The organism is Mesorhizobium sp. M0306 (assembly GCF_040321655.1).
GTDB lineage: Bacteria > Pseudomonadota > Alphaproteobacteria > Rhizobiales > Rhizobiaceae > Mesorhizobium.
This window is the reverse complement of record NZ_JAMYRY010000009.1, coordinates 131,046-157,996: the sequence shown is the minus strand read 5'-3', so window position 1 is coordinate 157,996 and position 26,951 is coordinate 131,046. Positions and strand designations below refer to the sequence as shown.

The following is a 26,951-nucleotide window of genomic DNA, read 5'->3' as shown; positions in this document are numbered from 1 at the left end:
GTGAAAGCGCGTTGGGTCAATCTTCACTGCTAAGAATAAAATACTACTGAGCGGAAAACGCCTGGGCCGTTCAACGTGAGCGTCGATGACGCCTCGCGAGATTGCGGCTGTTGCCGATGGGGAACATCAAAAATGGGGAATCCACGTACATGAGCACGATAGTCACCACCTTGGTGCCGCCTGCCGAAGGGCAGCTGCACCGGAACATCGATTGGCGCGGCGCCTTCTGGGTCGCAAGCGGCGTTCCGGCCCTTGTCCTGTTTTCGATCGGCGGCATTGCCGGCACCACCGGAACGCTGGCCTTCCTGATCTGGACAGTATCCATGATCATGGGCTTCCTGCAGTCCTTCACCTATGCGGAAATCGCCGGCCTGTTCCCGAACAAGTCCGGCGGCGCCTCGATCTACGGCGCCACCGCCTGGCTGCGCTATTCGAAATTCATCGCGCCGCTTTCTGTGTGGTGCAACTGGTTCGCCTGGTCGCCGGTGCTGTCGCTCGGCTGCTCGATCGCCGCCGCCTATATCCTCAACGCACTGGCGCCGGTGCCGCTGTTCACCCACACTTCGCCGGAAGTCGCCGCCTATATCGCAGCCCATGCCGGAACCAGCGCCGCCGATGCCATCACCGCGGTCACCGCGGCGGCGACGCCGGCGATCCGCAACTGGACGCTCTACGGTCACACGCTTGGCCCGGTTTCCTTCACCTTCAACGCCACCTTCTTCATCGGCGCGGTGCTGATGCTGATCATCTTCTCGATCCAGCATCGCGGCATCCTGGGCACGGCCAATGTGCAGAAATATATCGGCCTGCTGGTCATCATCCCGATGCTCATCGTCGGCGTGGTGCCGATCGTCACCGGCCAGATCAACTGGGCAAACTTCTCGCCGCTGGTGCCGCTGGCGGCAGCCTATGCGCCGGAGCCCGGCGCATGGAACATCGCCGGCTGGACGCTGGTGCTCGGCGGCATGTTCATCGCGGCATGGTCGACCTACGGTTTCGAGACCGCCGTCTGCTACACCTCCGAATTCAAGAACCCCGGCACCGATACCTTCAAGGCGATCTTCTACTCCGGCCTGCTTTGTATGCTGCTGTTCATCCTGGTGCCGTTCACCTTCCAGGGCGTGCTCGGCTTGAACGGCATGCTGGCGACGCCGATCGTCGACGGCTCCGGCGTTGCCGATGCGCTGGCCGGCATGGTCGGCGGCGGCCAGCTGATCCACAGCCTGCTGGTCATGCTGATGATCCTGGCGCTGGTGCTCTGCATCATGACGGCGATGGCCGGCTCTTCGCGCACGCTCTACCAGGGTTCGGTCGACGGCTGGCTGCCGCGCTACCTCAGCCACGTCAACGAGCACGGTGCGCCGACGCGGGCGATGTGGACCGACCTGATCTTCAACCTGATTGTGCTGGCCATCGCTTCGGCCGACGCGACGAGCTTCTTCTTCATCCTCGCGGTGTCGAATTGCGGCTACATCATCTTCAACTTCCTCAACCTCAATGCCGGCTGGATCCACCGCATCGACAATGGCCACATCGCGCGGCCATGGAAGGCGCCGAGCTGGCTGCTCGGCCTCGGCGCGATCTTTGCCTATGTCAACGCGGTCTTCATGGGCGCCGGCGCCAAGGTCTGGAACCCGATGGCATTGTGGGCCGGGCTGATCACTGCAGCCTTGATCATCCCGGTGTTCTGCTTCCGGCATTACATCCAGGACAAGGGCAAGTTCCCCGACCACATGCTGGCCGATCTCGGCATGAACTCGTCCGACCTCGCAGTGCGAAAGGCCGGGATGCTGCCCTATCTGACGCTGGTCGCTGGCGTCGCGGTGATGCTGCTCGCCAACTGGCTGTTCGTCATCTGAGGCTTGCCTTGAGGGATCGGGCGCGCGATGCGCCCGGTCCCTGCATTTTGTTCTTGCTTTGTGCCGGCAGCTATGCTATTAATTTCGCTATGGTGCTGATTCGCCCCGAGACCCGCCGCTGAGGCGGGTTTTTCGTTTCTGGGCTAAAAGCGCGTCGCGTTCGATCGGCCTCATGCGACGCGCCTTAGATTCTTGTTTTTATGCATGTCGTTATCGCAAAACCGCTGCACACTTTTGCGCGACATGCATTAGCGGGCTCAATCGATCTTGATGAACACGCCCTTGGTGTTAAGATATTCGTCAAGGTGTTCGGCGCCGCCCTCGCGGCCGTAGCCGCTCATCTTGTAGCCGCCGAAGGGCACGGCCGGATCGATGGCGTGATAGGTGTTGACCCAGACCGAGCCGGAGCGGATCTTGCGCGACAGCTGATGGGCGGTGGCGAGATTTTGGGTGAAGACCCCTGCAGCCAAGCCGTAAGGCGTGTTGTTGGCCCGCTCGACCGCCTCGTCCAGCGTATCGAACGGCAAGGCTGAAATCACCGGCCCGAAGATCTCCTCACGGGCGATCTTCATGTCGTCCGAGACACCGGCAAAGACCGTCGGCGCGACGAAATTGCCGGCGGCAAGCGCGCCTTCCACAAGCCGTTCGCCGCCGGTGACGAGTTTCGCCCCTTCCGCAGTGCCGGCCTCGAGGTAACCGGTGACCCGTTGCAACTGCTTTTCGGAGACGAGCGGACCGATCTCGGTCGCGGGGTCGATGCCGTCGCCGACCCTGAGACCCTTGGCATATGCCGCCAGTCGCTCGACGAACTCGTCATGGACGGCGCGTTCGACAAACAGGCGCGAGCCGGCAATGCAGATCTGGCCGGAATTGGCGAAGACCGACATTGCCGCCACCGGCACCGCTTTGTCGAGATCGGCATCGGCGCAGACGATGACCGGCGACTTGCCGCCGAGTTCCAAGGAGACGCGCTTGAGGTTGCCGGCCGAGGCCCGCACGATCGACTGGCCGGTCGCCGTCGAGCCGGTGAAGACGATCTTGTCGACACCCATGTGCTCGGCGAGTGCCGCGCCCGCCTCGGTGCCGGTGCCGGTGACGATGTTGACGACGCCTTGCGGGACGCCGGCTTCGTTCATGATGTCGGCGATCAAAAGCGGCGTCAGCGGCGCCTCTTCCGATGGTTTCAGCACGATAGTACAGCCGGTCGCCAGCGCCGGGCCGATCTTCCAGATCGACGCTGCCGTCGGTGCGTTCCACGGGATGATGGCGCCGACGACACCGACCGGCTCCTTGCGGGTGAAGGAGACGATTTCGCCGGACAGCGAATTCTCGATGGTCTCGCCGTGCAGCGCCGTCGCCATGCCGGCATAGTAACGCAGCATGCCGATGACGCGGTTGCGGTTGGCGCGGGTGCGCACGATCGGCATGCCCATGTCGGTGGTGTCGGAGCGGCTGATCTCTTCCCAGTGCTTTTCGAAGAGGTCGGCGATCCTCAGCAGCAGCACCTGCCGCTCATAAGGCTTGAACCGGCTCCACGGGCCCTCGAACGCCTTGCGCGCAGCAGTCACCGCCAAGTCGATGTCCTGGCGGTCGCCGCGGGGAACCGTGGCGATGACCGCGCCGGTGGCGGGATTGCGGCTCTCCATGGTCCGGCCGGAGCGGGCATCGACCCAGCCACCGCCGATGAACATCTGGCGATGGCGCCCGTCGATCGGCAGCCGCAGCGGTGCCTTTGTCTGAGCTATGGTCATGACGGTCCTCCTCCGGCGCCTACGCCTGGTGGGCGGATTAAACCGCCGGAGGTCACATTTGCCAACAGCTCTATTCGGCCGCCAGGGCCAGTTGCGGCCTTTCGTTCTTTTCTTCCGTCTCGGCCGCCTGCTCCACCACCTTCTTGGGCTCCCTGCCGAAGAACAGCGCGTAGGCTGCCGGCAGGACAAGGATGGTCAGCACCGTGGCGACGAGAATGCCGCCCATCATGGCGTAGGCGAGCGGCCCCCAGAAGACGCCGCGCGAGATCGGGATCAGCGCCAGCACCGCAGTCAACGCCGTCAGCACGATCGGCCGGAACCGGCGGACCGCCGAGCCGATGATGGCCTCGGAGCGCTCCACACCGGCGGCGATGTCCTGATCGATCTGATCGACCAGGATGATCGAGTTGCGCATGATGATGCCGAGCAGGGCGATGACACCGAGGATGGCGACGAAGCCGAACGGGGCGCCGCTGATCAAGAGTGCCGCCGCCGCGCCGATGATGCCAAGCGGACCGGTCGCCAGCACCAGCATGGCTTTGCCGAAATGCTGCAGCTGGATCATCAGCAACACGACGATGACGGCCAGCATGATCGGCGCTTTCGCTGCAATCGAGGCCTGGCTTTCGGCCGCATCCTCGGCGCCACCCTGGATCTCGATCTTGTAGCCGGGTGCGAGGCTGGCGCGCAGGCCCTGCATGTCGCTGTACATTTTCATGGCGACATCGTTCGGCTGCACGCCGTCCGGCAGCGTGGCGCGTACGCTGATCGTCGGCAAGCGGTCGCGCCGCCATTCGACGCCTTGCTCCAGCACCGGAACGATCTTGGCGACCTGCGACAGCGGCACGGAGCCACCGAAATCCGTCGGGATATAGACGGAATCGACCGCCGACAGCAGGTGACGGCTTGCCTCCGGTTCGCGGGCGACGATCGAAACCGTCTCCTCGCCGTCGCGGAAATCATCGAGCGGCGCTCCCGACATGGTCGCCTGCAGCATCTGGCGGATGCGCTGCGAGGTGACGCCGAGCGCACGGGCACGATCCTGGTCGATCACCAGCTTCATCGCCGGCACCGGCTCCAGCCAGTCGTCGTGGATGGCGCCGAGCAACGGATTTGCCTGGAACTTCGCCTTCACCTCGTCGGCGATGCGGCGCACTTCCTGGCGATCCGGACCCATGACGCGCATCTGCACCGGCCAACCAGTCGGCGGACCGAGGAACAGGCGATCAACCTTGGCGCGGATCGATGGGAAATCCTCGGCCAGGACGGTGCGCAGCTTGACGATCAGCCGCTCGCGGGCCGGTTCGTCATTGGCCATGACCAGAAGCTGGGCGAAGTTCGGGTTGCGAAGCTGCTGGTCGAGCGGCAGGAAGAAGCGCGGCGCGCCTTCGCCGATATAGGTGGCGATGAAGCGCTTGTCCTTGTCGTCCATCATCCTGGCTTCGAGCGCCTTGGCCTGCGTCTCGACTTCCTTGATGCTGATGCCTTCCGGCAGCCAGAGATCGACGAGGATTTCCGGACGCGACGATTGCGGGAAGAAATTCTGCGGGATGAACTGGAACGCCCACAGGCTGGTGGCAAAGGTCATCAGCGTCATCACCAGGACGATGATGCGATGGCGCACCGCCCATGACACGGTCGAGCGAAGACGGCGGTAAAAACCCGTGTCGAAGACATCGTGATGGCTGCCGGCGTGCTTGCGCTGCTTCAGGATCATGTGGCCGAGCCATGGCGTGAAATAGACCGCAGCGAACCAGGACACGACCAGCGCGATGCCGACGACGTAAAACAGGGTGCGCACATATTCGCCGGCCGTCGAAGCTGCGAAACCGACGGGGATGAAGCCGGCTGTGGTGATCAGCGTGCCGGTCAGCATCGGGAAAGCGGTCGAGGAATAGGCGAAGCTCGCCGCCTCGACCTTGACCAAGCCTTCCTCGAGCTTTCGCTCCATCATTTCGACGACGATCATCGCGTCGTCGACCAAGAGCCCAAGCGCGATGATCAGCGCGCCGAGCGAGATGCGCTGCAGGTCGATGCCGAGTTCGTACATGATGGCGAAGGTGGCTGCCAGGACCAGCGGAATGACGATGGCGATCACCAGGCCCGAACGCCAGCCGATCGACAGGAACGAGACGACAAGCACGATCAGCAGCGCTTCACCGAGCGCTTCCATGAACTCGGCCACCGCATCCTTGACGACGCCCGGCTGATCGGAAATCTGATTGACCGAGACGCCATAGGGCAGCGCCTCCTCGAAGCGCTTGTAGGTCGCTTCGACGTCCTTGCCAACGTCGGTGACGTTGAAGCCCTTTGCCATGACGACGCCAAGCTGGACGCTGTCGTGACCGTTGATACGGTATTTGCGCTGATAGGGATCCTCGAGGCCGGAGGTCACCGTGGCGATGTCGCCGAGGCGCGTCACCTGGTTGCCGGCGCGCAGGCGAAGCTCGCGGATGTCGGCCGCCCTGGTGACGTCGCCTTCGACCGAGATGCGCACGGAACGCTGGCCGGTGTCGACCGAGCCCGCCGGGTCGACATTGTTTTGGCCCCTGATCGCATTCTGCAGGTCGGTCAACGTCAGGCCGCGTTCGGCAAGTACCTTGGATGAAACGTCGATGTAGAGCTTTTCCGGCTGGTCGCCGATGATCACGGCTTTCTCGACGCCGGGCGTCGTCAGCAGCATGTCGCGTGCCTGGATGGCGAATTTCTTCAGCTCGGGATAGCTGTAGCCGTCGCCGCTGATCGAATGCAGGGTGATGAATGTGTCGCCGAATTCGTCGTTGAAGTAGGGCCCGAGCGAGCCCTGCGGCAGTTCATTCGAGATATCGCCGACCTTCTTGCGCACCTGATAGAACGCATCCGCGACCTGCGCGGGATTGGTGTCGCCCTTGACCTGCAATGTGATGATGGCGCTGCCGGCGCGGGTGTAGGAGCGGACGAAATCGAGATGCGGCGTTTCCTGCAGCTTGCGCTCGATCTTGTTGACGACCTGGTCCTCCATCTCCTTGATCGAGGAGCCAGGCCAGATCGCCTGGACGACCATGACGCGGAAGGTGAAATCGGGGTCTTCCTTCTGGCCCATGCGCATCAGGCCGAGCGCACCGGCGACGATGATCAGCCCGAACAGGAAGCGGGCAATGCTCGGATGGCCGATTGCCCAGCGCGAAAGATTGAAAGATCGCTTTTCATTGGTGTCGGTGGTCATCGGCGTCAGTCCGTTTCAATTTGATCAACAGAGCACGCGCTTTCGCATGCCCAAGGAACTTCCGATGTGGGCTTCCGGGCGGCGAGGCTTTCCGAGTTGAGAGATCTACATCGCGGTGGGACGCGAGGATCGACGTGGGGGTTACATCGACCTGAGATCTCGAAAATCGGGGGGCCGCCTGCCGCCCGGAAACTGTGGATTGCCTGGCCGTCAGCGCAAGCGCCTTGCGGCGTCGTCATCGGCCGACGCCGACTGTTGCGCTGCATCACCGGTCAGCTTGACTTTCAGATTCTCGGTCATGAACTGCGTGCCGGCGGCGACGACCACGTCGCCCGGCTTCAGCCCATCGGCGACGCTGACGCCGTCGGGGGTGAAGGCGGCGACCTTGACCGGATGCGCATGGACGGTCCCGCCATTGCGGTCGACTGTCCAGACGATCGATTGGCTGTCCTTTTGCGCCAACGCGGCCAGCGGGATCGACACCAGCTGCTGCCGGTTATCCGCCGCGGCTTCGATGGAGGCGGTCATGCCTAGCAGCACGCGCGGATCGTTGGGCAGGCTGACGCGGACGGCAAAGGTGCGCGACTGCGGATCGGCGCTGCCGGCGACTTCGCGGACCTTGCCGTCGAGCGTCAGCGCCTCATCGGACCAGAAGCCCGCCTTGACGGTCTTGCCCGGCTTGAATTCGGCGATATCGGTTTCCGGAACAGCGATCAGCACTTCCTTCTCGCCGTCGATGGCAACGGTCACCACCGGCGTACCGGAGCCGACGACCTGGCCGACATCGGCGGCAACGGCGGTGACGATGCCGTTCTTGTCCGCCTTGAGATCGGTATAGCGGACCTGGTTCTGTGCCTGGGCAAGCTGTGAGCGGGCGGAGTCTCGCGTGGCGACCGCCTGATTATAGGCGAGCGTTGCCTGCTCGAGCTGCGACTTCGGCGCGAAATTCTTGGCGTAGAGCTGTTCGGCGCGCTTGCGCGTAAGCTCGACTGTCTCGACCTGACGGTCGGCAGCATCGAGGCTGGCCTGAGCGCTTCTCACCGAAAGCTCGTAGTCGGTGGGATCGATGCGGGCGAGAACGTCGCCGGGCTTGACGCGGTCACCGATGTCGACAAGGCGCTCGGTGATCTTGCCGTTGATGCGAAAACCGAGATTCATCTCGGTCCGAGCACGCACCGATCCGGAATAGGAGAGCTGACGGGTATCGCTCGCCTTAGCGATCTCGACCACCTTGACCGGGCGGATGATCTCGGTGACCTCGGCTTTCTCCTGCGAGCAGCCGGCGAGGCCGAGAGCGGCAACGATAATCAGTGCCAGGCCGGCGGCCGGTCGCCTGTAGGTGATGGACTTGGACAAAGACACTTTTCGTACTCCCGAACTGTGGGGATGAATTGCCGACATCACCGCCCGACGGGCGGCAACGGTCATTTCTTCAAGGCTCTGATGGCAAACTCGGTAAGCTCGTCCGGTGTCGCCCGGTTCTTCTTGGCGAGGCACTGGGCCATCATCTGCGGATGACAGAGGCTGATAATAGCAGCACCGAAACACCGGGACGCGATCACCGGATCCTGATCGACGAACTCGCCGGTGGCGATGCCCTCGCGGATCACTTCCGCAACCAGTTCGTGGATGCTGTCGATGTGCTTTTCGATGACATGCCAGTCGCGCTCGATGGCGACGATGACCATCTCGTGCACCTTCTCCTGGTCGATCATGGTCTCGAGCGTCCACTGATAGTGCGTATGCACGTAGCGGCGGAGCTTTTCGCTGGCGGTGCCGGGACTATGGCAGGCTTCGTAGGTCAACCGGTAGCAGGTCTCGAGCATACGGCCGCAAACCGCCTGGTGGATTTCCACCTTGGAGGCGAAGAAGCGGTAGATATTGGCGGTCGACATGCCGAGTTCGCGCGCTATGTCGGCGACGTTGGTCTTGCCGTAGCCGTAGTGGCGGAACAATCGCTCCGCGCAATCCAGGATGCGTGTGACATTTTCCTGGCGGGCGGAATCGGCGGTGGTGTCTAGAGTTTCAAGCATCTTGTTTGCCAAATTTACGACTGACGAATTTAGAATTTCGTCACTCGTAAATTGAAAACCATCACCTGTCAAGGCCGATTTTGGCCGCTGATGACAGATGGTGACATCTCTGGACGGAGTTGGACCATGAAAAGCATGTGGGTCCCGCCGGGCGCGCCTGCAACGCCGCCCCGTCTGTTCGACGCAAAGGATTTTGAATTGATGTTTTCAGATCAGGCGTTAAGGCTGCTTCGTCATCTCCCGCAGCCGGAACTTCTGGATCTTGCCCGTCGAAGTCTTCGGGATTTCCGCGAAGATCACCGCTTTCGGCACCTTGAAGCGGGCGAGCAGCGCGCGGCAGTGCTCGATGATTTCGGCCTCGGTCGCCGCCTTGCCCGGCTTCAGCTCGACATAGGCGACCGGCACCTCGCCCCATTTGTCGTCGGATCGGGCGACAACGCCGCAGGAGCCGACGGCGGGATGTTTGTACAGTGCCTCCTCGACCTCGATCGAGGAGATGTTTTCGCCGCCGGAGATGATGATGTCCTTGGAACGGTCCTTGAGCTGGATGTAGCCGTCAGGATGCATGACGCCGAGGTCGCCCGAATGGAACCAGCCGCCGGCAAAGGCCTCGTCGCTCGCCTTGCGGTTCTTGAGATAGCCTTTCATGACGATGTTGCCGCGGAACATTACCTCGCCGATAGTCTCGCCGTCGGCCGGCGTCTCTTGCATCGTCTGCGGGTCCATCACCATCAGGCCTTCGAGCGCGGCGTAGCGTACGCCTTGCCTGGCCTTCTTCGCCGCCCTCGCCCCCTTCTCCAGCCGGTCCCACTCGCCGTGCCATTCGTTGACGACGGCCGGGCCATAGGTTTCGGTCAGGCCGTAGAGATGCGTGACGGCAAAGCCCGCATCGGCCATGCCCGACAGCACCGCCTCAGGCGGCGGCGCTGCGGCGGTGTTGAAGCTGACGGTCTGCGGGAACTGCCGCTTGTCCTCGTCCCTGGCGTTGATCAGCACCGACATGACGATCGGTGCACCGCACAGATGGGTGACGCCGTGATCGGCTATGGCGTCGTAGATCGGCTTCGGCCGCACCCAGCGCAGGCAGACATGCGTGCCGGCCTGCACGGCAAGCGTCCAGGGAAAGCACCAGCCGTTGCAGTGGAACATCGGCAACGTCCACAGATAAACCGGGTGCTTGCCCATTCCGGCATGGATGGTGTTGGCATAGGCCATGAGTGCCGCACCGCGATGGTGACAGACGACGCCCTTCGGATTGCCGGTCGTGCCAGAGGTGTAGTTGAGCGAGATAGCATCCCATTCATCGTCCGGCATCGACCAGGCGAAATCCTCGTCGCCGTCGGCGACAAACGCCTCATAGTCCAGCGTGCCGATCCGTTCCCCCTTGGGATAGGGCGCATCGGCGGCATAGTCGGGATCGTCGTAATCGATCAGCAGCGGCTTGACCTTGGCCAGCGCCAGCGCTTGCCGAACCACGCCGGCGAATTCGCGGTCGACGATCAGCACCTTGCTTTCGGCGTGGTCGAGCTGGAAGGCAATGACCGCAGCGTCGAGGCGGGTGTTGAGCGAATGCAGCACCGCCCTGGTCATCGGCACGCCGAAATGCGCTTCCAGCATCGGCGGTGTGTTGGACAGCATAACGGTGACGGTGTCGCCCTTGCCGATACCGCGCTTCGCCAGCGCCGAGGCAAGCCTCAGCGAGCGCTTCCAGAAATCGCGATAGGTCGTGCGCTGGCGGCCATGGATAATGGCGGTCTGGTCGGGAAAGGTTTTTGCCGCCCGCTCGAAATAGGTCAGCGGCGTCAGCGGCTGGTGGTTGGCCGGGTTCCTGTCGAGGTCCTGTTCGTAAGGATTGCCCATCCCGTCCTCCGCAATGTGTTATTAGGCCTTCTTACCACCAGGCTTTGAACACGGTGTAGGATTTGTGCATCGCCGGTCTGTTGCGACCGTCTTTTCGCGATGCAAGTGCCCGCCGTTGGTGAATATCTCATCGAAGCCACCTCAACGATATGCGGCTTCGCCTATCCACCTGGGCGCCCCTACTCGCCTTCACCCTCTGGCCACAAAGCATCGATGTCCCGATGTCCTTCCACAATGTTCGCCACCTCGAAGAAATCGCCATAGTAACGGAAGAAAATCACGTACCCCCTGAAAGCGAAACTTCGGACGTCAGGCCGGAGTTCGGGACGAGCACGACCGATCGTCGCAGGCAAGCTCGCCAGATCGCGGCATTTCTGACGCAACGCATCCACAAAGCGCCGGCCGATCAATAGGCTGCCGCTTTGGCCGGTGATGTATTCAAGGATATCGACCAAATCTGTCTGTACCGACGGCAGCATGCGCAGCCGCGGCACTCCTAAAAACCTTCCTTTGCGAGCTGCTTGGCCTTGGCTTCCAAGGCCGCGTCAATATCTTGCTCCGAGGCTTCGCCGCCTTCGGCAAACGACTTGTCCACCATGGCACGCAGCGCCTTCAACTTTTCCTCGCGCTCTTCGACCAGGCGCAGGCCCTCACGCACGACTTCGCTGGCAGAGCCGTAGCGGCCGCGTTTGACAATATTGGACACGAAGGTTTCCCATCGCTCTCCCAATGATACATTCATTCTCGGATCTCCTGTCTGATCAAATGGTACCGCAATAACAATAAATGTGCAATTACTGACATCGGCAATGCTCCAATGCCATATCATGCCTCCTCTCTTAATTTGACTTTTGTCGAGAGCCGTGAATAATGTCAGCGAGGAGATGGCATGGCGATCCGACCGGCAGAACAGCTTATCCACAAGGCCGCCTGGCTTTACTACGCACACGGCCTGCGCCAGGACCAGGTGGCCAGCCAGCTCAAGATTTCCCGTGCCTCGGTGGCGATGTATCTGCGCAAGGCGCGCGAGACCGGCATCGTCAACATCTCGACCTCGACCCAGCTTTTCACCGACGACGTGCTGGCACGCAAGCTGGAAGACGCGCTGAGGCTCGACGCGGTCTGGATCGCGCCGGAAAACGGCTATGTCGCCGACCCCTCGACCGATATCGCGGTGCTGGCGGCAAGCGTCTTTCTCGAGCTGATCAGGAAGGGCGACCGCATCGGCGTCGCCTGGGGACGGACGATCTACACCATCGCCGACATCATGTCCTATGCCGATCTGCAGGACGTCACCGTGGTGCAGCTCTGCGGCAATCTGGGCGCCCCCTATTCGTACCGGCCGGACCAATGTACGATGGAAATCGCACGCCGGCTCAATGCCAAGGGGCTGAATTTTTACGCGCCGCTGGTGCTGACGACGGAAGAACTGGCACGCGGCCTGCGCGCCGAGCCGGTGATCCGCGAGCAGTTGTCGGGCATCGGCGAATGCGACCTGGCGCTGTATTCGGTAGGCTCGGTGGACACCGACAGCCATCTGGTCAAATGCGGCGCGCTGACGCCAAGCGAAATGGCTGTATTGCGCAAAGCGGGTGCGGCCGGCGTCATTGCCGGGCAGATCATCGACGCCCAAGGCCAGGCGCTCGACTGCAGCTACAACCGCCGGCTGATTTCGGCAGAGCTGTCATCGTTGCGCAGCATCGAAAAGCGCCTTGTGGTGGTGCAGGAGGAGAGCAAGTTCGAACCGCTCGTCGCGGCGATCGCCGGCGGGCTATGCACTCATCTCGTCGTCGACGCACGGATGGCGCGACGGCTGCTCGACCATGCCGGAGCGGCAGCAGAAAAGGTCGCCTAGACAGTACATTTCCAGCCGCCGGCGCGTTGTCATCAATTTGTCGCGGCATTCCTGTTCACAACAAAGAGAAATCGGACGAAGCTGACATGAAGAACCTGTGGAATGACGACGAGGCGGAGAAGCTGGTCGCCGACTATGCAAAGAAGGGTGTGGCCCGCGATCTGGCGCTGCGCGTCTACACGACCAGGCTGCTGGGCGGCGAGCCGCGGCTCGTCCTGCATGGCGGCGGCAACACCTCGTGCAAGACCAGGGCCACCGATCTTGTCGGCGACGAATGGGACGTGCTCTGCGTCAAGGGCAGCGGCTGGGACATGGGCGTCATCGAGCCGCAGGGCCTGCCGGCGGTCAAGCTCGGCGCGCTGTTGAAGGCGCGGTCGCTGAAGAAGCTCTCCGATGAGGACATGGTCGCGCTGCAGCGGGCGAACCTCATCGATCCGTCCTCGCCCAATCCCTCCGTCGAGACGCTGCTGCACGCCTTCCTGCCGCACAAATTCGTCGACCACACGCATTCGACCGCAATCCTCGCCATCGTCGACCAGGAGGACAGCGAGGCGCTGAGCCGGAAGGTGTTCGGCGAAAAGATGGGCTTTGTGCCCTACATCATGCCGGGCTTCGATCTGGCGAAGGCGTCCGCTGATGTTTTCGACGCCGATCCGACGGTCGAAGGCCTGATCCTCGACAAGCATGGCATTTTCACCTTCGGCGACGATGCCAAGCAGGCCTATGACCGGATGATCCATTACGTGAACGTCGCCGAGGATTTCATCGCCAGCCACGGCAAGCCGCGCACCGAAAAAGTGGCCCTGCCGGCCAGGCTTGCGAAGCCCGCGGAGATTGCGCCGATGCTGCGCGGCGCGGCGGCGGTGGCGCGCGGCGAAGGCCGCTTCGACCGGATGATCAGCGATTTCCGGACCTCGGATGCGATCGTCGACTTCATCAATTCGGCAAAAATTGCCGACTATGCCGGGCGCGGCGTCTCGACACCCGACCTGTCGATCCGCATCAAGACCGGACCGATGGCACTGCCGGCGCCCGACGCTGACAAGGTCGGCGACTACAAATCCGTCATCCGCGAGCATGTCGAGAAATTCGCCAAGGACTATCGCGCCTATTTCGAGACCAATGATGCGCTCGACGATGTGAAGCGCACCATGCTCGACCCGATGCCGCGGCTGACGCTGGTGCCCGGCCTTGGCATGTTCGGCCACGGCCGCACGCTCAAGGACGCGAAGATCGCCTCCGACGTCGGCGAAATGTGGATCGAGGCAGTGCGCGGCGCCGAAGCCGTCGGCGATTTCCGCCCGCTCTCCAAAGCCGACCTGTTCCCGCTCGAATACTGGTCGCTGGAACAGGCCAAGCTCGCCGCCAACAAGCCGAAGCCGCTGACCGGCCAGGTGGTGCTGGTCACTGGCGGCGCCGGCGCGATCGGTGCGGCCACGGCAAAGCTATTCGCCGACAACGGTGCCCATACCGTCGTCGTCGATCTCGATGCGTCAAGGGCTGCCGAGGCGGCAAAAAAAGCTGGCAACGGTTCGATCGGCATTGGCGCCGACATCACCGATCCGGCGCAGATGCGCGCTGCGTTCGACAAAGCGGTCGCCGTCTACGGCGGCCTCGACATTCTCGTCTCCAATGCCGGTGCTGCCGGGGAGGGCCGGATCGGCGAGCTCGACGACGCAACCTTGCGCAAGAGCTTCGAACTCAATTTCTTCGCCCACCAGTCGGCGGCGCAGAATGCCGTGCGCATCATGCTGGAACAGGGCACCGGCGGCGTGCTGTTGTTCAACACCTCCAAGCAGGCGGTCAATCCGGGGCCGAAGTTCGGCGCTTATGGAATTCCCAAGGCGGCAACGCTGTTTTTGTCCAGGCAATATGCGCTCGACTACGGCGCGAATGGCATCCGCTCCAATGCCGTCAACGCCGACCGCATCCGTTCGGGGCTGTTGACCGAAGCCATGATCGCCAGCCGCTCGGGCGCGCGCGGCGTGTCGGAGAAGGAGTACATGTCCGGCAACCTGCTCGGGCAGGAAGTGACGGCCGAAGACGTCGCCCAGGCCTTTCTGCATCAAGCGCTGGCCGAGCGGACCACCGCCGATGTGACGACGGTCGACGGCGGCAACATCGCAGCGGCGTTGAGGTAGATCTAAACACCGGACCAACAAAAAGAGCGGCCCGCGAGCCGCTCTTTTTCTTTGCCGATAGCGAAAGACTACTTCGCGTTCGGGTTCGGCATCCAGGCCGGCATTGCGACATCGGCATGGGCGAACTGCGGCAGCTTGGCCGAGAGATCCTCCATGTTCTTGATGTCCTTGTCGAGCAGGTCCTTCTGGGTGATCAGCGTCGGCGGCACGATGACGTTGTGGCCGGGATCTTCGCCGGCCAGAAGCTGCGCCAGCGCACGCACGGATACCTGACCGACGACGGCCGGGTTGGTAGCGGCGGTTGCCGCCCAGGCGCTGTCGGGCTCGCGCATCGCGGCGATGTCCGAGGTCGAGATGTCGGCCGAATAGATCTTGATGTCCTTGTTCAGCCCGGCCTCGTCGACGGCGATCTTCACGCCCTTGGCGAATTCGTCATAGGGCGCGAACATCACCTTGATGTCGGGGTGGGCCGACAACACCGAGCGGGCCTGGTTGGCGACCGAATTGGCGATCGGGTTGTCGAGCGTGCCGAACATGGCAACTTCGTCGATGCCTGCATACTTCTTCTTGAATTCGACCCAGGTCTCGTTGCGGCGGTCGAGCGGCGCGATGCCGGCGACATAGACATAGCCGGCCTTCCAGCTCTCGCCATTGTCCTTGACCGCCTGTTCGAGTGCGAGGCGCGCGAGGTCGCGGTCGGATTGCTCGATCTGCGGGATCTTGGGGTTTTCGACATTGACGTCGAAGGCGACGACCTTGATGCCGGCGTCGACCGCGCGCTGGGCGGCGTCCTTCATCGATTCCGTCAAGCCGTGCTGGATGATGATGCCCTGGACGCCGAGCGCGATGGCCTGGTCGACCATGTCCGCCTGAAGCGCCGCGTCCTGGCGGCTGTCGAGCACGCGCAGGTCGACGCCGAGCGCCTTGGCCTGCGCTTCGACACCGGACAAATACGCCTGGAAGAAGTCGCCGGTCGAGAGATAGCGGACCAGCGCGATCTTGACGGCACCCGGCTTGTCGAACGGCGCCGGCCTGTCCTGCGCCATCGCCGGCATCTGCATCAGCAATGTTGCGCCGGCAAGCCCGAGCGCTGCCTTCCCCAAAAGTCTTCTTGTGATGTTCACGTCGCTTCCTCCACTTGTTGAACCCAAAATGTGACCCGGTCGAACCCTATCTCCTGCCCCTGCCGGACAGGGCGAAGGTAAAGACAAGGGCGACCACGAGAACCACGCCCTTGACGAAATCCTGCGTGTAGTAAGGCGCGTTCATCATCGTCAGGCCCTGCAGCAGCACGCCGACAAACACCGCGCCGACGGCCGTGCCGAAGGCGTTTGGCTTGGCGGCGCCGAGAACCGCGTAACCGATGAGTGCAGCAGCCACCGCGTCGAGCAACAGATTATTACCCGAGGCGATGTCGCCGCGTCCAAGCCGGGCGGCGAGCAAAATGCCGCCGATCGAGGCAAATACTCCCGAAATAACGTAGGCCCAGATTTTGTATGCCTTGACAGGCGCGCCGGCGAGTTCGGCAGCGCGTTCGTTGCTGCCGACCGCGTACATCATGCGCCCGAAACGGGTGTATTCGAGAAAGAACCAGATCAGTACCGCCAGCACGAGCAGGACGACGACCGACACCGGAATGAGGTTCGGGATGAAGAAATCGAAGCGATGGCGGCCAAGCGCCAGAAAGGCGGCGCCGAAGCTGCCGTTGGCGACCGAGCCGTCCGGCATGGTCATGCCGGTGGCGATCGAGCGGCCTTCGGTCGGGATGCGTTGCAGACCGACAAGCAGGAACATCATGCCGAGTGTCGCTAAGAGGTCCGGCACCCGCATATAGACGATCAGCCAGCCATTGATCAGGCCGACGACGGCGCCGATCACGAGACAGACGACGACCGCCACGACGGCGTTCTGTTCCAGCACCACCATGACATAGGCAGCCGCCATCATGGCGCTGGTGGCGACGGAGCCGATCGACAGGTCGAAGCCGCCGACGACCAGCGTGGCGGTGACGCCGAGCGCCAGAACGCCGGTGATGGCGACCGACTGGAAGATGAAGACAGCACTTTGCGGCGAGACGAAGCCGTCGGCGGCGATGGCGAAATAGGCGATCAACCCGAACAACAGAACGATGAAGCCGTAGCGAATAGCATTGTCGCGCAGGATCATTCGGCGCTCCCGCACGCTGACGCCGTCTTTATCCAACCCGAACTCATGCCCTCTCCATTCCAATTCTCTTTGTCTTCCCGCCGTCAGGCTGCGCTGTGCAACGGCCCGCCCGCTACTTCGGCCAGCAGACGCTCGAGATCGACATCGGTATTGCGGTGCTCGCCGACGATCGTCTGCTCCGACAGCACCAGAATGCGATCGGCCGTCTCCAGGGCCTCGTCGAGTTCGGTGACGAACAGCAGCGTCGCGCGGCCGCTGGCGCTGGCCCGCAGCTTGGCGGCGATATCGCGCCTGGCCGAAATGTCGACGCCCTGAAACGGCTCGTCGAGGATGAAAAGCCTTGCGCCCTGCGACATCCAGCGGGCGACCATCACCTTCTGCTGATTGCCGCCCGAAAGGGTGGACATCTCGTCCTTTTCCGAGCGGCAGACGATGCCCAGTTCCTGGATCTGCTGGCGGGCAACGGCGCGTTCGATGCGGCGCTTGAGGACGCCGAGACGCGACATGCGCCTGTGGAACGGCAGGCTGATATTCTCCTGGATGTTGAAGTCGCCGACGATGCCGTTTTCGCCCCGGTCCTTGGCGACGAGAAACACACCGGCGGCAATCGCTTCCCCCGTCGACTCCGGCGCATAGGGTTTCCCGTTCAGCATCATGGTCCCGGCCAGCGGCTGGCGCAGGCCGAACAGCGTCTCGGCGAGCGCGGTCTTGCCGACGCCGACAAGGCCGGTGATGGCAACGACCTCGCCGTCGCCGAGCGTCAGCGAAATCGGCCGGGCGCCTTCTGCAATCCGCAACCCGTCCGTGGCAAAAATTGCTTTGGCCGAATTCCTGGCGACGATCCGCTCGAGCTGGATCTTGCGGCCGAGCATGGCGTTGACCGCACCTTCGTAATCCAGCGGCTTCTTGTCGAAGATGCCTGAGATAACCCCATCGCGCATCGAAATGATGCGATCGGCAAGCCGCCTGATGTCAGACATACGGTGCGAAATGTAGAGAATGGCCACGCCTTGCTGGCGGAGCCGGTCGAGCAATGCGAACAGCCGGTCGGCCTCGGCACTGGACAGCGAGGAGGTCGGCTCGTCGAGGATCAGAACTTTCGGCCGGTGTGCCATGGCGCGGGCGATCGCCACCATCTGGCGGTCGGCAAGAGAGAGATCGCTGATCCGGGCCTTGAGGTCGATGACCAGTCCCATGCGGTCGGCAACCGCCTTGGCCTCGCGACGCACCCGGCCTGGATTGAACAGCATCGGCACGCCGCTGCCGCTCAACCTGTCGAGGGTAAGATTGGTGGCGACGTCGAGGTCGGCGACGACACCGTCATTGATGTTCTGGTGGACGGTAACGACGCCGGCGCGGATCGCCTCCGCCGGCGTTTTCGGGGCGAAATCCTGACCGGCAAGCGACATCGAGCCGCCGCCATGGTCGTAAACACCGCTGATGATCTTGACGAGGGTGGATTTGCCGGCGCCATTGGCGCCCATCAGCACGGTCACTTCGCCGGCATGCAATTCGAGCGAGACGCCGCCAAGCACCTCGATATGGCCAAAGGATTTCCTCAGGCCGTCGACGCGGAACACGGCATCATTGCCCATTCGTTCCTCCCTGACCGTGACGCTATGGGCTATATCGGCAATTGTCAACACGATTGACAATTGCCAGCAGGCTTCCTAGCTTGGCCCGACCGCGTTGGCTCCGCTATCATCGGAGCACATGAGCGGGAGGTGAGGATGACTGGGAAATCGCCGTTCGAAGCACTGTCGGTCGAGACATTGGCGGGCCGTCTCCGTGCCAACGAGGCCCTGCGTTCGCAGATCGGCAAGGACACGAGCCAGTGGAAGGTTCGTGAAGTCGGCGACGGCAATCTGAACCTGGTGTTCATTGTCGAAGGCGCTGAGGGTGCGGCCGTCGTCAAGCAGGCCCTGCCCTATGTCCGGCTGGTCGGCGACAGCTGGCCGCTGCCGCTAAAACGCTCCTTCTTCGAATATCATGCGCTGACGCGGCAACAGGCACGGGCGCCGGGTTCGGTGCCGGATATCTACCACTTCGATGAAGGCCAGGCGCTGATCATCATGGAGTATCTGTCGCCGCACATTATCTTGCGGCGGGCGCTGATCGAGGGCCGGCAACTGCCCAACATCGCGAAAGACATCGGCCTGTTCATGGCCCGCACGTTGTTTCGCGGCTCCGACCTGCATATGGCGACCAAGGCCCGCAAGGCCGATCTGGCGCTGTTCGCCGACAATGTCGAACTCTGCGACATCACCGAGAACCTGGTTTTCTCGGATCCGTATTTCGATGCCAAGATGAACCGGCACACCAGCCCGCAGCTCGATGGCATTGTCGCCGAGCTGCGCGCCGACCGCGACCTCAAGGTCGAGGCGCAGCGCATGAAGCACATCTTCGCCGCCAATGCGGAGACGCTGCTGCATGGCGACCTGCATTCCGGCTCGATCATGGTCACCGACACCGAAACGCGGATGATCGATCCCGAATTCGCCTTCTACGGCCCGATCGCCTTCGACGTCGGCATGCTGCTCGCCAATTTCTGGATGGCGTTCTTCTCGCAGCGCGGCCATGAACAGGGCGGAAGCCGCGACGCCATGCGCGACTATCTGCTCGGCGTTACGGTCGAGACATGGTCGGTGTTCCGCAGCGAGTTCTCGCATCTGTGGCGAACCGAGCGTACCGGCATGCTCTACCAGAAGAGCCTGTTCGAAGATCAGGGCGACAGGCTTGGCGCCGAGCAGGCGCTCGACCACATGCTGCATTCGATCTGGACCGATCTGCTCGGCTTTGCCGGCGTCGAGGTTCACCGGCGCATTCTCGGCCTTGCCCATAATGCTGATTTCGAGACCATTGCCGATCCGGATCTGCGCGCCAGATGTGAAGCAAGGGCGCTGAAATTCGGCCGTCACCTCGCCGTCAACCGGCGCCAGATCCACAGCATCGACGAGGTCAATCAATTGGCCGCGCTGATCGAACGGGAGAGCAGGATTTGAACGTCGGCGACCGCCACTACCGTACCATCTGGCCGAGCGACGACGGGCGTTCGGTGGAGATCATCGACCAGCGCTGGCTGCCGCATGATTTCCGCATCGAAAAGATCGATACCGTCGCCGGCATCGCCACGGCAATCCGCGACATGTGGGTGCGCGGGGCGCCACTGATCGGCGTCACCGCCGCCTATGGCGTAGCCATGCAGATGGCCGACGATCCGTCGGATGCGGCGCTCGACGCGGTCTGGGCAACCTTGCACGAAACGCGCCCGACGGCGATCAATTTGCGCTGGGCGCTGAACGAAATGCAGCGCTTCCTGCTGACGCTTCCCCTGGCAGAACGTGCCGCGGCTGCGTATCGACGTGCCGGCGAGATCGCCGACGAGGATGTCGGCCTCAACCGCGCCATCGGCGCCCATGGGCTCGAAATCATCAAGGCGATCGCGGCGCGCAAGCAGCCGGGCGAACCAGTCAATATCCTGACCCACTGCAATGCCGGCTGGCTGGCCACCGTCGACTACGGCACCGCCACTGCGCCGATCTATCTGGCGACGGAAGCCGGCATTCCAGTCCATGTCTATGTCGACGAAACGCGACCCCGCAACCAGGGTGCCCAATTGACCGCCTGGGAGATGGCCGGCCACGGCGTGCCGCATACGTTGATCGTCGACAATGCCGGCGGCCATCTGATGCAGCGCGGCCAGATCGACATGGTCGTCGTCGGCACCGACAGGACCACCGCCAACGGTGATGTCTGCAACAAGATCGGTACCTATCTCAAGGCGCTCGCCGCCGACGACAACGACGTGCCGTTCTATGTAGCGCTGCCGTCGCCGACAATCGACTGGACCGTGGGCGACGGGCTGGCCGAAATCCCGATCGAACAGCGCTCGCCCGACGAGGTCTCGCTGGTCTGGGGCAAGACGGCTTCCGGCGAGATCGCCCAGGTCCGCGTATCGCCGGAAGCCACGCCGGCGGCCAATCCGGCCTTCGACGTGACGCCGGCGCGGCTGGTCACCGGCTTGATCACGGAACGCGGTGTCGCTACGGCCTCACGCGAAGGCCTGAGGGCGATGTTTCCCGAGCGCGGATGATCTCCCTCTTGAGGGGAGATGTCGCCGGAGGCGACAGAGGGGTCGCAGCGTGTGGAGCGCCCGCGCCTTCTAGGCCGAGAAGATGTTGGCGCTCTACGTGAGACGACCCCCTCTGGCCTGCCGGCCATCTCCCCCTCAAGGGGGGAGATTACAGCTCCAGCCACGGCGTCGATTGACATCGGTAATGCGGCCTTCCATACAAACGCCGTCAATGTTCTCAGGGCGGGGTGAAAGTCCCCACCGGCGGTAAGGGTCTCGGCCCAAGCCCGCGAGCGCTTTCCGGTTAGCCGGAAGGGTCAGCAGATCCGGTGTGATTCCGGAGCCGACGGTCACAGTCCGGATGGAAGAGAACGAACGGAAGACGGTCCGCTTTCGCGGTTCGGATTCCGTATCGTGCGTCCTGATTCTGGATCGAAACGGAAAGATGGACCCATGAATCAGCATTCCCACAACGACTATGAAACGATCCGCTTTGCCGTCATTCGGGCGCGCTGGCACGCCGATATCGTCGACCAATGCGTTGAAGCATTCGAGGCGGAACTGGCGGTTCTCGGAGAGAAACGCTTTGCCGTCGATGTCTTCGATGTGCCAGGCGCCTATGAGATTCCCCTGCATGCAAAAACGCTTGCCGAGACCGGCCGCTATGCCGCTATCCTCGGCGCCGCGTTCGTCGTCAATAGCGGCATCTACCGGCATGAATTCGTGGCAAGTGCGGTCATCGACGGTATGATGACCGTGCAATTGTCGACTGGCGTGCCGGTGCTTTCGGCGGTGCTGACGCCGCACAACTACCATGACAGCGCGGACCATCACCGCTTCTTCTTCGAACACTTCCAGGTCAAGGGCAAAGAGGCAGCCAATGCCTGCGTGCAGATCCTGGCCGCGCTGGAACGCATCGCCGCGTGAAATGTCCGTCCCCGGGTGGAAATCCCGGTAACACGCTGTACTATCTGCGAAAATACCGAAATCGGGAGGATGCAGGTGCAGACCAAGAAGATCATCAATGACGGCAACCGCACGGTCGACGAGATGCTGGAAGGCATCCTGGCCGCGCATCCCCGCCAGCTTAAAAGCGCGGACGGAAGCCCCCGCTCCATCATCGCCCGCGACGGCCCACGCCCCGGCAAGGTCGGCCTCGTCATCGGCGGCGGCTCGGGCCACGAGCCGACCTTCCTCGGCTTCGTCGGCAAGGGGCTGGCCGACGCCGCGGCCATCGGCAATGTCTTCGCCTCGCCGCCGCCGGACCCGATCCTTGAATGCGCCAAGGCGGCCAGCGGCGGTGCTGGCGTGCTGTTCATGTATGGCAACTATGCCGGCGACGTGATGAATTTCGACATGGCCGCCGAAATGGCGGCAATGGACGACATCGAAGTGCGCACCGTGCTGACCACCGACGACGTCGCCTCGGCGCCACGCGACCAGAGGCAGAAGCGACGCGGCGTCGCCGGCAATTTCTTCATCTTCAAGGCCGCCGGTGCCGCCTGCGACCGGATGCTGTCATTCGACGAATGCGAGCGCATCGCCAGGAAGGCCAACGATTACACCTTCACCATGGGCGTGGCGCTGTCGCCCTGCTCGCTGCCGCAGACCCGCCGGCCCAATTTCGAGATCGGACTGGACGAGATGGAGATCGGCATGGGCATCCATGGCGAGCCCCTGTTTGAGTTTGTAAATCTGTAGACGGCAGAGGATATCACCGAGGAGATGGTGGACAATATCCTCGACGAGATGGCGCCGGCGCGAGGCGACAAGGTCGCTGTGCTCGTCAATTCGCTCGGCTCGACGCCGCTGATGGAACTTTACGTCATGAACCGACGGGTCAAGCACAGGCTCGATGACATCGGTGTCGCTGTCCATGCGACCTGGGTCGGCAATTATTGCACCTCGCTCGAAATGGCCGGCGCCTCGGTGACGCTGATGCATCTCGACGGCGAGTTGCAGGAGATGCTCGACCATCCCTGCGACTGCGCCATGTTCCGTGCCGGCTGAGAGGGCATCATGACCTCGATCGACACAGCCGGCTTGAAAAGAATGTTCAATGCGATCGCCGCGGCGATCGATGCCGACAAGGACCGGCTCTGCCGGCTCGACGGCGTCATCGGCGATGCCGACCACGGCATTGCGATGGCGCTCGGCTTTGGCGCTGTGCGCGACGCGCTGGACCAGATCGATGCGTCGACCGAGCCGACGGCATTGCTCAACACCGCGGCAAAGTCGTTCCTCAACGCCGTCGGCGCCTCGTCAGGCCCGCTCTATGCGACGGCCTTCATGCGCGGTGCCGTCGCCGTCAAAGGCAAGGCAATTCTGGAGGACGCTGACGTCATCGCCATGCTCCGGGCGATGGCGCAAGGCATCCAGGATCGCGGCAAGGCCGAGCTCGGCGAAAAGACCATGGTCGACGCCTGGCTGCCGGCGGCGCAAGCGGCCGCCGCAGCCCAAGGCGCCGGCAAGACGCTGGCCGAAAGTCTTGACGCTGCGTTCGCCGCGGCTGAGCGCGGCGCCGAGGCGACCAAGGACATGATCGCCGCGAAGGGCCGCTCGTCGCGGCTCGGCGAGCGGTCGCTCGGGCACATGGATCCCGGCGCCGCGTCGGCCGTGACGATCATCAATGCGATGCGGAACAGTCTGGTCTAACCCCGCTTCGCCGCGTCGAGCCTGTCGATGGCCTGGACATTGCCTGCCGATGGTCCCTTCTCATCGAATTCCGATGCGAGCCATGCGTCGACGATCGACTTGGCCAGTTCCGGGCCAATGACGCGGGCGCCCATGGTAATGATCTGGGCGTTGTTGGATTTTGCGGCGCGCTCTGCCGAATAGGTGTCGTGGGTGAGTGCGGCGCGAATGCCGGGCACCTTGTTGGCGGAAATGGATACGCCGATCCCGGTGCCGCAAAACAGGATGCCGCGATCGTTCTCGCCGTCCAGGATGGTCTGGGCGAGCTTCTGCGACAGGTCGGCATAGTAGCCCGCCTGGCTGAGGTCATTGACCGTGAGGCCGGGCTTGGTGGCGAGGTGAGAGGCAATGACGTCGAGCAGCGGCTTGCCGGCGCTGTCGGCTCCAATGGCTATTTTCATGTTCGGTTTCCTTCCTGTTCGATGCTTAGATCGCCGCCGAGGCGCGTTTGAGGATGTCTATATAGCCTTCCGCCTGCCAGGCGGAACGGCCGATGAACAAGCCGTCGATATGAGACTGTCCGATCAGTTCGGCGGCATTTTGCGGATTGACGCTGCCGCCATAAAGCACCGGCGGTATGGCCGGCAGGAGGTCGCCGGCGATTTTCTTGATCAGCGCCTGCTGTCGGCCGGCATAGTCCGAGCTTGCCGGCACACCCTTGTCACCGATCGCCCAGACCGGCTCATAGGCGAACAGGATAGTCGCCGCCTTGGCCGCGCCTTCGAGAAACTGCAGCGCGCCGTGCACCTGCAAGGCCAGCACCGCATCGGCCTGGCCGCTGTCGCGTTGAGCCAAGGTCTCGCCGACGCAGATCAGTGGCACGAGACCGTGCTTCACCGCCGCCGCAGTCTTCAGCCCGACAGCCTTGTCGGTCTCGCCGAAATGCTCGCGCCGTTCGCTGTGGCCCAACTCTACCATATCAAGTTCGCAGTCTTTCAGCATTATCGGCGAGATCTCGCCGGTCCAGGCGCCAGCGTCAGCCCAATGCATGTTCTGCGCGCCGACCTTGATGCGCGCCGGCGACAGCGCTTTCTTGACCTCGCGTATCGCCGTGAAGGGCGGGATGACGAAGGGCTGAATGCGCTCGTCGAAACCGGGGACGAACTCGGCCAATGCATCGGCGAAAGCCATCGCCTCGGCGAGCGTCTTGTTCATTTTCCAGCTGGTGCCGACCCAGTAAACCATGCGTGCTCTCCTACTCTGCGATCACTGTCAGCGAAACGCCAGCACCATCCAGCGCCGCGCGCATCTGCGGCTGCGGCTCGCGGCCGGTGAAGACGGTATCGAAAGCCTTGAGATCGGTCAGGAAATGCAAGGCGGTGCGGCCGAATTTCCCATGATCGACCAGCAGATATTTGCGCGCGGCTGCGGCCATCATCAGCCGTTTGGTCTGGACCACTTCCTGATCTTGGTGAAAGGCAGAGGCACCATGTATGGCCGATGACGACAGGAAAGCGACATCGGCGCGCAATGATTTCAGCGTGTCCTCGGCGAGCAGGCCGAAGAAGCCGTGGAACTTCTTGCTGTACTGGCCGCCGAGCGCAATCAGGTTAATCCCGGCAACGCCCGCCAAATCCTGGATGACAGCCAGGTTGTTCGAGATCACCGTCAGCGGACGCAGATCGGCAAGGTGCCGAGCAACGCCGCCCGCGGTTGAGCCATCGTCGATAATCACCGTCTGGCCCGGTTCGATCATCGTCACGGCGGCGGCGGCGATGCGCTGCTTTTCATCGCCGGCCAGCCGCTGGCGGTAACGGAAATCGCTCTCGAAAAGGCTGCTCGGCTGGATCGAGGCGCCGCCGCGCACCTTGCGCAGAAAACCGCTTTCCTCGAGCTCGTCGAGATCACGGTGGACGGTCATCTTGGAGACGCCGAAGCGCGAGGCAAGATCGTCGACACTGGCGGTGCCGGTGTCCATCAGAAAATCCATGATGCCTTGCCGGCGGCCGTCGCTCTTCATTTCCGCGGATTCCTCGTGCAACCCGAACGCACGTTCCGAGATATAACAGGAAACGTCGCACAGCCACCAAATTTTTTGTGATAATGTTATGTCTCTATGAGATATCATGACGCTTCTGGTCGCGTGCTGTAACAAGAATTGCTGCCGGCCGAGCGCCCAGCGGTTGCGGTGCCGCGGAAATGCGGCCAGAAGCATCAGGGGCTCGACGACAACCGAACAGCCCGCAAACACTGGCTCGAAACCGGATACGGGAGACTACTGAGTGGCTCGCATCACACTGAGACAATTGCTCGATCATGCCGCCGAATACGGCTATGGCGTGCCTGCCTTCAACATGAACAATATGGAACAGGGCCTCGCTATCATGGAGGCCGCCGAGGAGACCAAATCGCCGGTCATCCTGCAGGCGAGCCGCGGCGCGCGGGCCTACGCCAACGACGTCGTGCTTGCCAAACTGATCGATGCGCTGGTCGAAATCCATCCCGATATCCCGGTCTGCATGCATCTCGACCATGGCAACAACGAAGCCACTTGCGTCACCGCGATCCAGCACGGCTTCACTTCGGTGATGATGGACGGATCGCTAAAGGAGGACGGCAAGACACCCGCCGACTACGCCTATAATTCCGGCATCACCCGCCGCGTCGTCGACATGGCGCATTGGGGCGGCGTGTCGGTGGAAGGCGAGATCGGCGTTCTTGGATCGCTTGAGATGGGCGGCGGCGAACAGGAAGACGGCCATGGCGTCGAGGGCGTCATCAGCCACGACCAGTTGCTGACCGATCCGGTACAGGCCGAACAGTTCGTGCGCGACACCCATGTCGATGCGCTGGCAGTCGCCATGGGCACCAGCCACGGCGCCTACAAGTTCAGCCGCAAGCCGGACGGCGCTGTACTGGCCATGAACGTCATCGAGGAAATCCACCGCCGCTTGCCTAACATGCATCTCGTCATGCACGGCTCGTCCTCGGTGCCGGAGGAGTTGCAGGAGATCATCAACAAATATGGCGGCCAGATGAAGCCGACATGGGGCGTGCCGGTCGAGGAGATTCAGCGCGGCATCAAGCATGGCGTGCGCAAGATCAATATCGATACCGACAACCGCATGGCGCTGACCGGCGCGATCCGCAAGGTGCTGACCGAGAATCCGAGCGAATTCGATCCGCGCAAATATCTGACGCCGGCAATGGCAGCCATGCGGAAGCTGTGCAAGGAGCGCTTCGAGCAATTCGGCACCGCCGGCAACGCTTCCAAGATCAAGCCGCTGCCGCTGCCGGAAATGGCCAAACGCTACAAGTCCGGAAGCCTCGATCCGAAATTTGGCTGACATATTCCGGTTCTGAGCAGGAGCCGCC

21 protein-coding genes, 1 pseudogene and 1 riboswitch are annotated in these 26,951 nt (G+C 62.7%); of the genes and pseudogenes, 9 read left to right on the top strand and 13 right to left on the bottom strand.

What is annotated here, in order from left to right; translation table 11 throughout:
* Positions 1-149: 149 nt before the first annotated feature.
* On the top strand, positions 150-1,859 hold the full coding sequence (locus NKI95_RS15950; protein ID WP_352717896.1) for a trimethylamine N-oxide permease: 1,710 nt from the start codon (positions 150-152) through the stop codon (positions 1,857-1,859).
* 257 nt (positions 1,860-2,116) lie between these two features.
* Here the strand turns inward: NKI95_RS15950 and NKI95_RS15945 are convergent, their stop codons facing one another.
* The 7 genes from NKI95_RS15945 to NKI95_RS34440 all read right to left on the bottom strand — a co-directional run bounded on the left by NKI95_RS15945 (position 2,117) and on the right by NKI95_RS34440 (position 11,450).
* Positions 2,117-3,610: an aldehyde dehydrogenase family protein gene (locus tag NKI95_RS15945; RefSeq protein WP_352717894.1), complete on the bottom strand. Its 1,494-nt coding sequence runs from the start codon at positions 3,608-3,610 to the stop codon at positions 2,117-2,119.
* A gap of 70 nt (positions 3,611-3,680) precedes the next feature.
* Positions 3,681-6,815, bottom strand: a complete 3,135-nt coding sequence (locus tag NKI95_RS15940) for an efflux RND transporter permease subunit (protein WP_352717892.1) — start codon at positions 6,813-6,815, stop codon at positions 3,681-3,683.
* A 210-nt stretch (positions 6,816-7,025) separates the two neighbouring features.
* Positions 7,026-8,177: an efflux RND transporter periplasmic adaptor subunit gene (locus NKI95_RS15935; RefSeq protein ID WP_352466059.1), complete on the bottom strand. Its 1,152-nt coding sequence runs from the start codon at positions 8,175-8,177 to the stop codon at positions 7,026-7,028.
* Between the two features lie 62 nt (positions 8,178-8,239).
* Positions 8,240-8,848 carry a TetR/AcrR family transcriptional regulator gene (locus tag NKI95_RS15930; RefSeq protein WP_352466058.1) on the bottom strand — a complete coding sequence of 203 codons (609 nt, stop codon included), beginning with the start codon at positions 8,846-8,848 and terminating at the stop codon, positions 8,240-8,242.
* A gap of 219 nt (positions 8,849-9,067) precedes the next feature.
* Positions 9,068-10,708: an acyl-CoA synthetase gene (locus NKI95_RS15925; protein ID WP_352717890.1), complete on the bottom strand. Its 1,641-nt coding sequence runs from the start codon at positions 10,706-10,708 to the stop codon at positions 9,068-9,070.
* A 179-nt stretch (positions 10,709-10,887) separates the two neighbouring features.
* Positions 10,888-11,202, bottom strand: coding sequence for a type II toxin-antitoxin system RelE/ParE family toxin (locus NKI95_RS15920; RefSeq protein ID WP_352717889.1), 315 nt, complete (start codon positions 11,200-11,202; stop codon positions 10,888-10,890).
* A 2-nt stretch (positions 11,203-11,204) separates the two neighbouring features.
* Complete coding sequence (locus NKI95_RS34440) at positions 11,205-11,450, bottom strand: type II toxin-antitoxin system ParD family antitoxin (RefSeq protein WP_352977862.1); 246 nt, start codon at positions 11,448-11,450, stop codon at positions 11,205-11,207.
* Between the two features lie 147 nt (positions 11,451-11,597).
* On the opposite strand from NKI95_RS34440, the gene NKI95_RS15910 reads away from it, so the two are divergent.
* Both NKI95_RS15910 and NKI95_RS15905 read left to right on the top strand, forming a co-directional pair.
* Entirely contained in the window at positions 11,598-12,563 is a 966-nt protein-coding gene (locus tag NKI95_RS15910) for a sugar-binding transcriptional regulator (RefSeq protein WP_352717887.1), read from the top strand.
* Between the two features lie 86 nt (positions 12,564-12,649).
* On the top strand, positions 12,650-14,704 hold the full coding sequence (locus tag NKI95_RS15905; protein ID WP_352717886.1) for a bifunctional aldolase/short-chain dehydrogenase: 2,055 nt from the start codon (positions 12,650-12,652) through the stop codon (positions 14,702-14,704).
* A 68-nt stretch (positions 14,705-14,772) separates the two neighbouring features.
* Here the strand turns inward: NKI95_RS15905 and NKI95_RS15900 are convergent, their stop codons facing one another.
* The 3 genes from NKI95_RS15900 to NKI95_RS15890 form a co-directional block, all read right to left on the bottom strand.
* The gene (locus NKI95_RS15900) at positions 14,773-15,828 is read right to left on the bottom strand and encodes a substrate-binding domain-containing protein (RefSeq protein ID WP_352717884.1); all 1,056 of its coding nucleotides are present in this window, start codon (positions 15,826-15,828) and stop codon (positions 14,773-14,775) included.
* Between the two features lie 46 nt (positions 15,829-15,874).
* Positions 15,875-16,870: an ABC transporter permease gene (locus NKI95_RS15895; protein ID WP_292653853.1), complete on the bottom strand. Its 996-nt coding sequence runs from the start codon at positions 16,868-16,870 to the stop codon at positions 15,875-15,877.
* A gap of 83 nt (positions 16,871-16,953) precedes the next feature.
* Complete coding sequence (locus NKI95_RS15890; RefSeq protein WP_352717882.1) at positions 16,954-18,465, bottom strand: sugar ABC transporter ATP-binding protein; 1,512 nt, start codon at positions 18,463-18,465, stop codon at positions 16,954-16,956.
* A 135-nt stretch (positions 18,466-18,600) separates the two neighbouring features.
* On the opposite strand from NKI95_RS15890, the gene mtnK reads away from it, so the two are divergent.
* The 5 genes and pseudogenes from mtnK to dhaL all read left to right on the top strand — a co-directional run bounded on the left by mtnK (position 18,601) and on the right by dhaL (position 23,597).
* The gene (mtnK, locus tag NKI95_RS15885; protein ID WP_352717881.1) at positions 18,601-19,872 is read left to right on the top strand and encodes an S-methyl-5-thioribose kinase; all 1,272 of its coding nucleotides are present in this window, start codon (positions 18,601-18,603) and stop codon (positions 19,870-19,872) included.
* The gene (gene mtnA / locus NKI95_RS15880; RefSeq protein WP_352717879.1) at positions 19,869-20,963 is read left to right on the top strand and encodes an S-methyl-5-thioribose-1-phosphate isomerase; all 1,095 of its coding nucleotides are present in this window, start codon (positions 19,869-19,871) and stop codon (positions 20,961-20,963) included. The genes mtnK and mtnA overlap by 4 nt, the downstream gene beginning before the upstream one ends.
* A 209-nt stretch (positions 20,964-21,172) precedes the next feature.
* A riboswitch (FMN riboswitch) is annotated at positions 21,173-21,319 on the top strand.
* Positions 21,320-21,395: 76 nt separating this feature from the next.
* Positions 21,396-21,869, top strand: coding sequence for a 6,7-dimethyl-8-ribityllumazine synthase (locus tag NKI95_RS15875; RefSeq protein WP_352717878.1), 474 nt, complete (start codon positions 21,396-21,398; stop codon positions 21,867-21,869).
* A 75-nt stretch (positions 21,870-21,944) separates the two neighbouring features.
* Positions 21,945-22,952: pseudogene (locus NKI95_RS15870) on the top strand (dihydroxyacetone kinase subunit DhaK).
* A gap of 9 nt (positions 22,953-22,961) precedes the next feature.
* The gene (gene dhaL, locus NKI95_RS15865) at positions 22,962-23,597 is read left to right on the top strand and encodes a dihydroxyacetone kinase subunit DhaL (RefSeq protein ID WP_352717876.1); all 636 of its coding nucleotides are present in this window, start codon (positions 22,962-22,964) and stop codon (positions 23,595-23,597) included.
* Here the strand turns inward: dhaL and derI are convergent.
* The 3 genes from derI to NKI95_RS15850 are packed head-to-tail and all read right to left on the bottom strand — an operon-like array spanning position 23,594 to position 25,596.
* On the bottom strand, positions 23,594-24,037 hold the full coding sequence (derI, locus tag NKI95_RS15860) for a D-erythrulose-4-phosphate isomerase (RefSeq protein ID WP_352717875.1): 444 nt from the start codon (positions 24,035-24,037) through the stop codon (positions 23,594-23,596). The two genes, dhaL and derI, sit on opposite strands and share 4 nt — an antisense overlap.
* 25 nt (positions 24,038-24,062) lie before the next feature.
* On the bottom strand, positions 24,063-24,821 hold the full coding sequence (locus NKI95_RS15855; RefSeq protein ID WP_352717874.1) for a triose-phosphate isomerase: 759 nt from the start codon (positions 24,819-24,821) through the stop codon (positions 24,063-24,065).
* 10 nt (positions 24,822-24,831) lie between these two features.
* Positions 24,832-25,596: a DeoR/GlpR family DNA-binding transcription regulator gene (locus NKI95_RS15850; RefSeq protein ID WP_292653840.1), complete on the bottom strand. Its 765-nt coding sequence runs from the start codon at positions 25,594-25,596 to the stop codon at positions 24,832-24,834.
* A gap of 262 nt (positions 25,597-25,858) precedes the next feature.
* Between NKI95_RS15850 and fba the strand changes: the two genes are divergently transcribed.
* Positions 25,859-26,923 carry a class II fructose-bisphosphate aldolase gene (gene fba / locus NKI95_RS15845; protein WP_352717873.1) on the top strand — a complete coding sequence of 355 codons (1,065 nt, stop codon included), beginning with the start codon at positions 25,859-25,861 and terminating at the stop codon, positions 26,921-26,923.
* Positions 26,924-26,951: the final 28 nt, after the last annotated feature.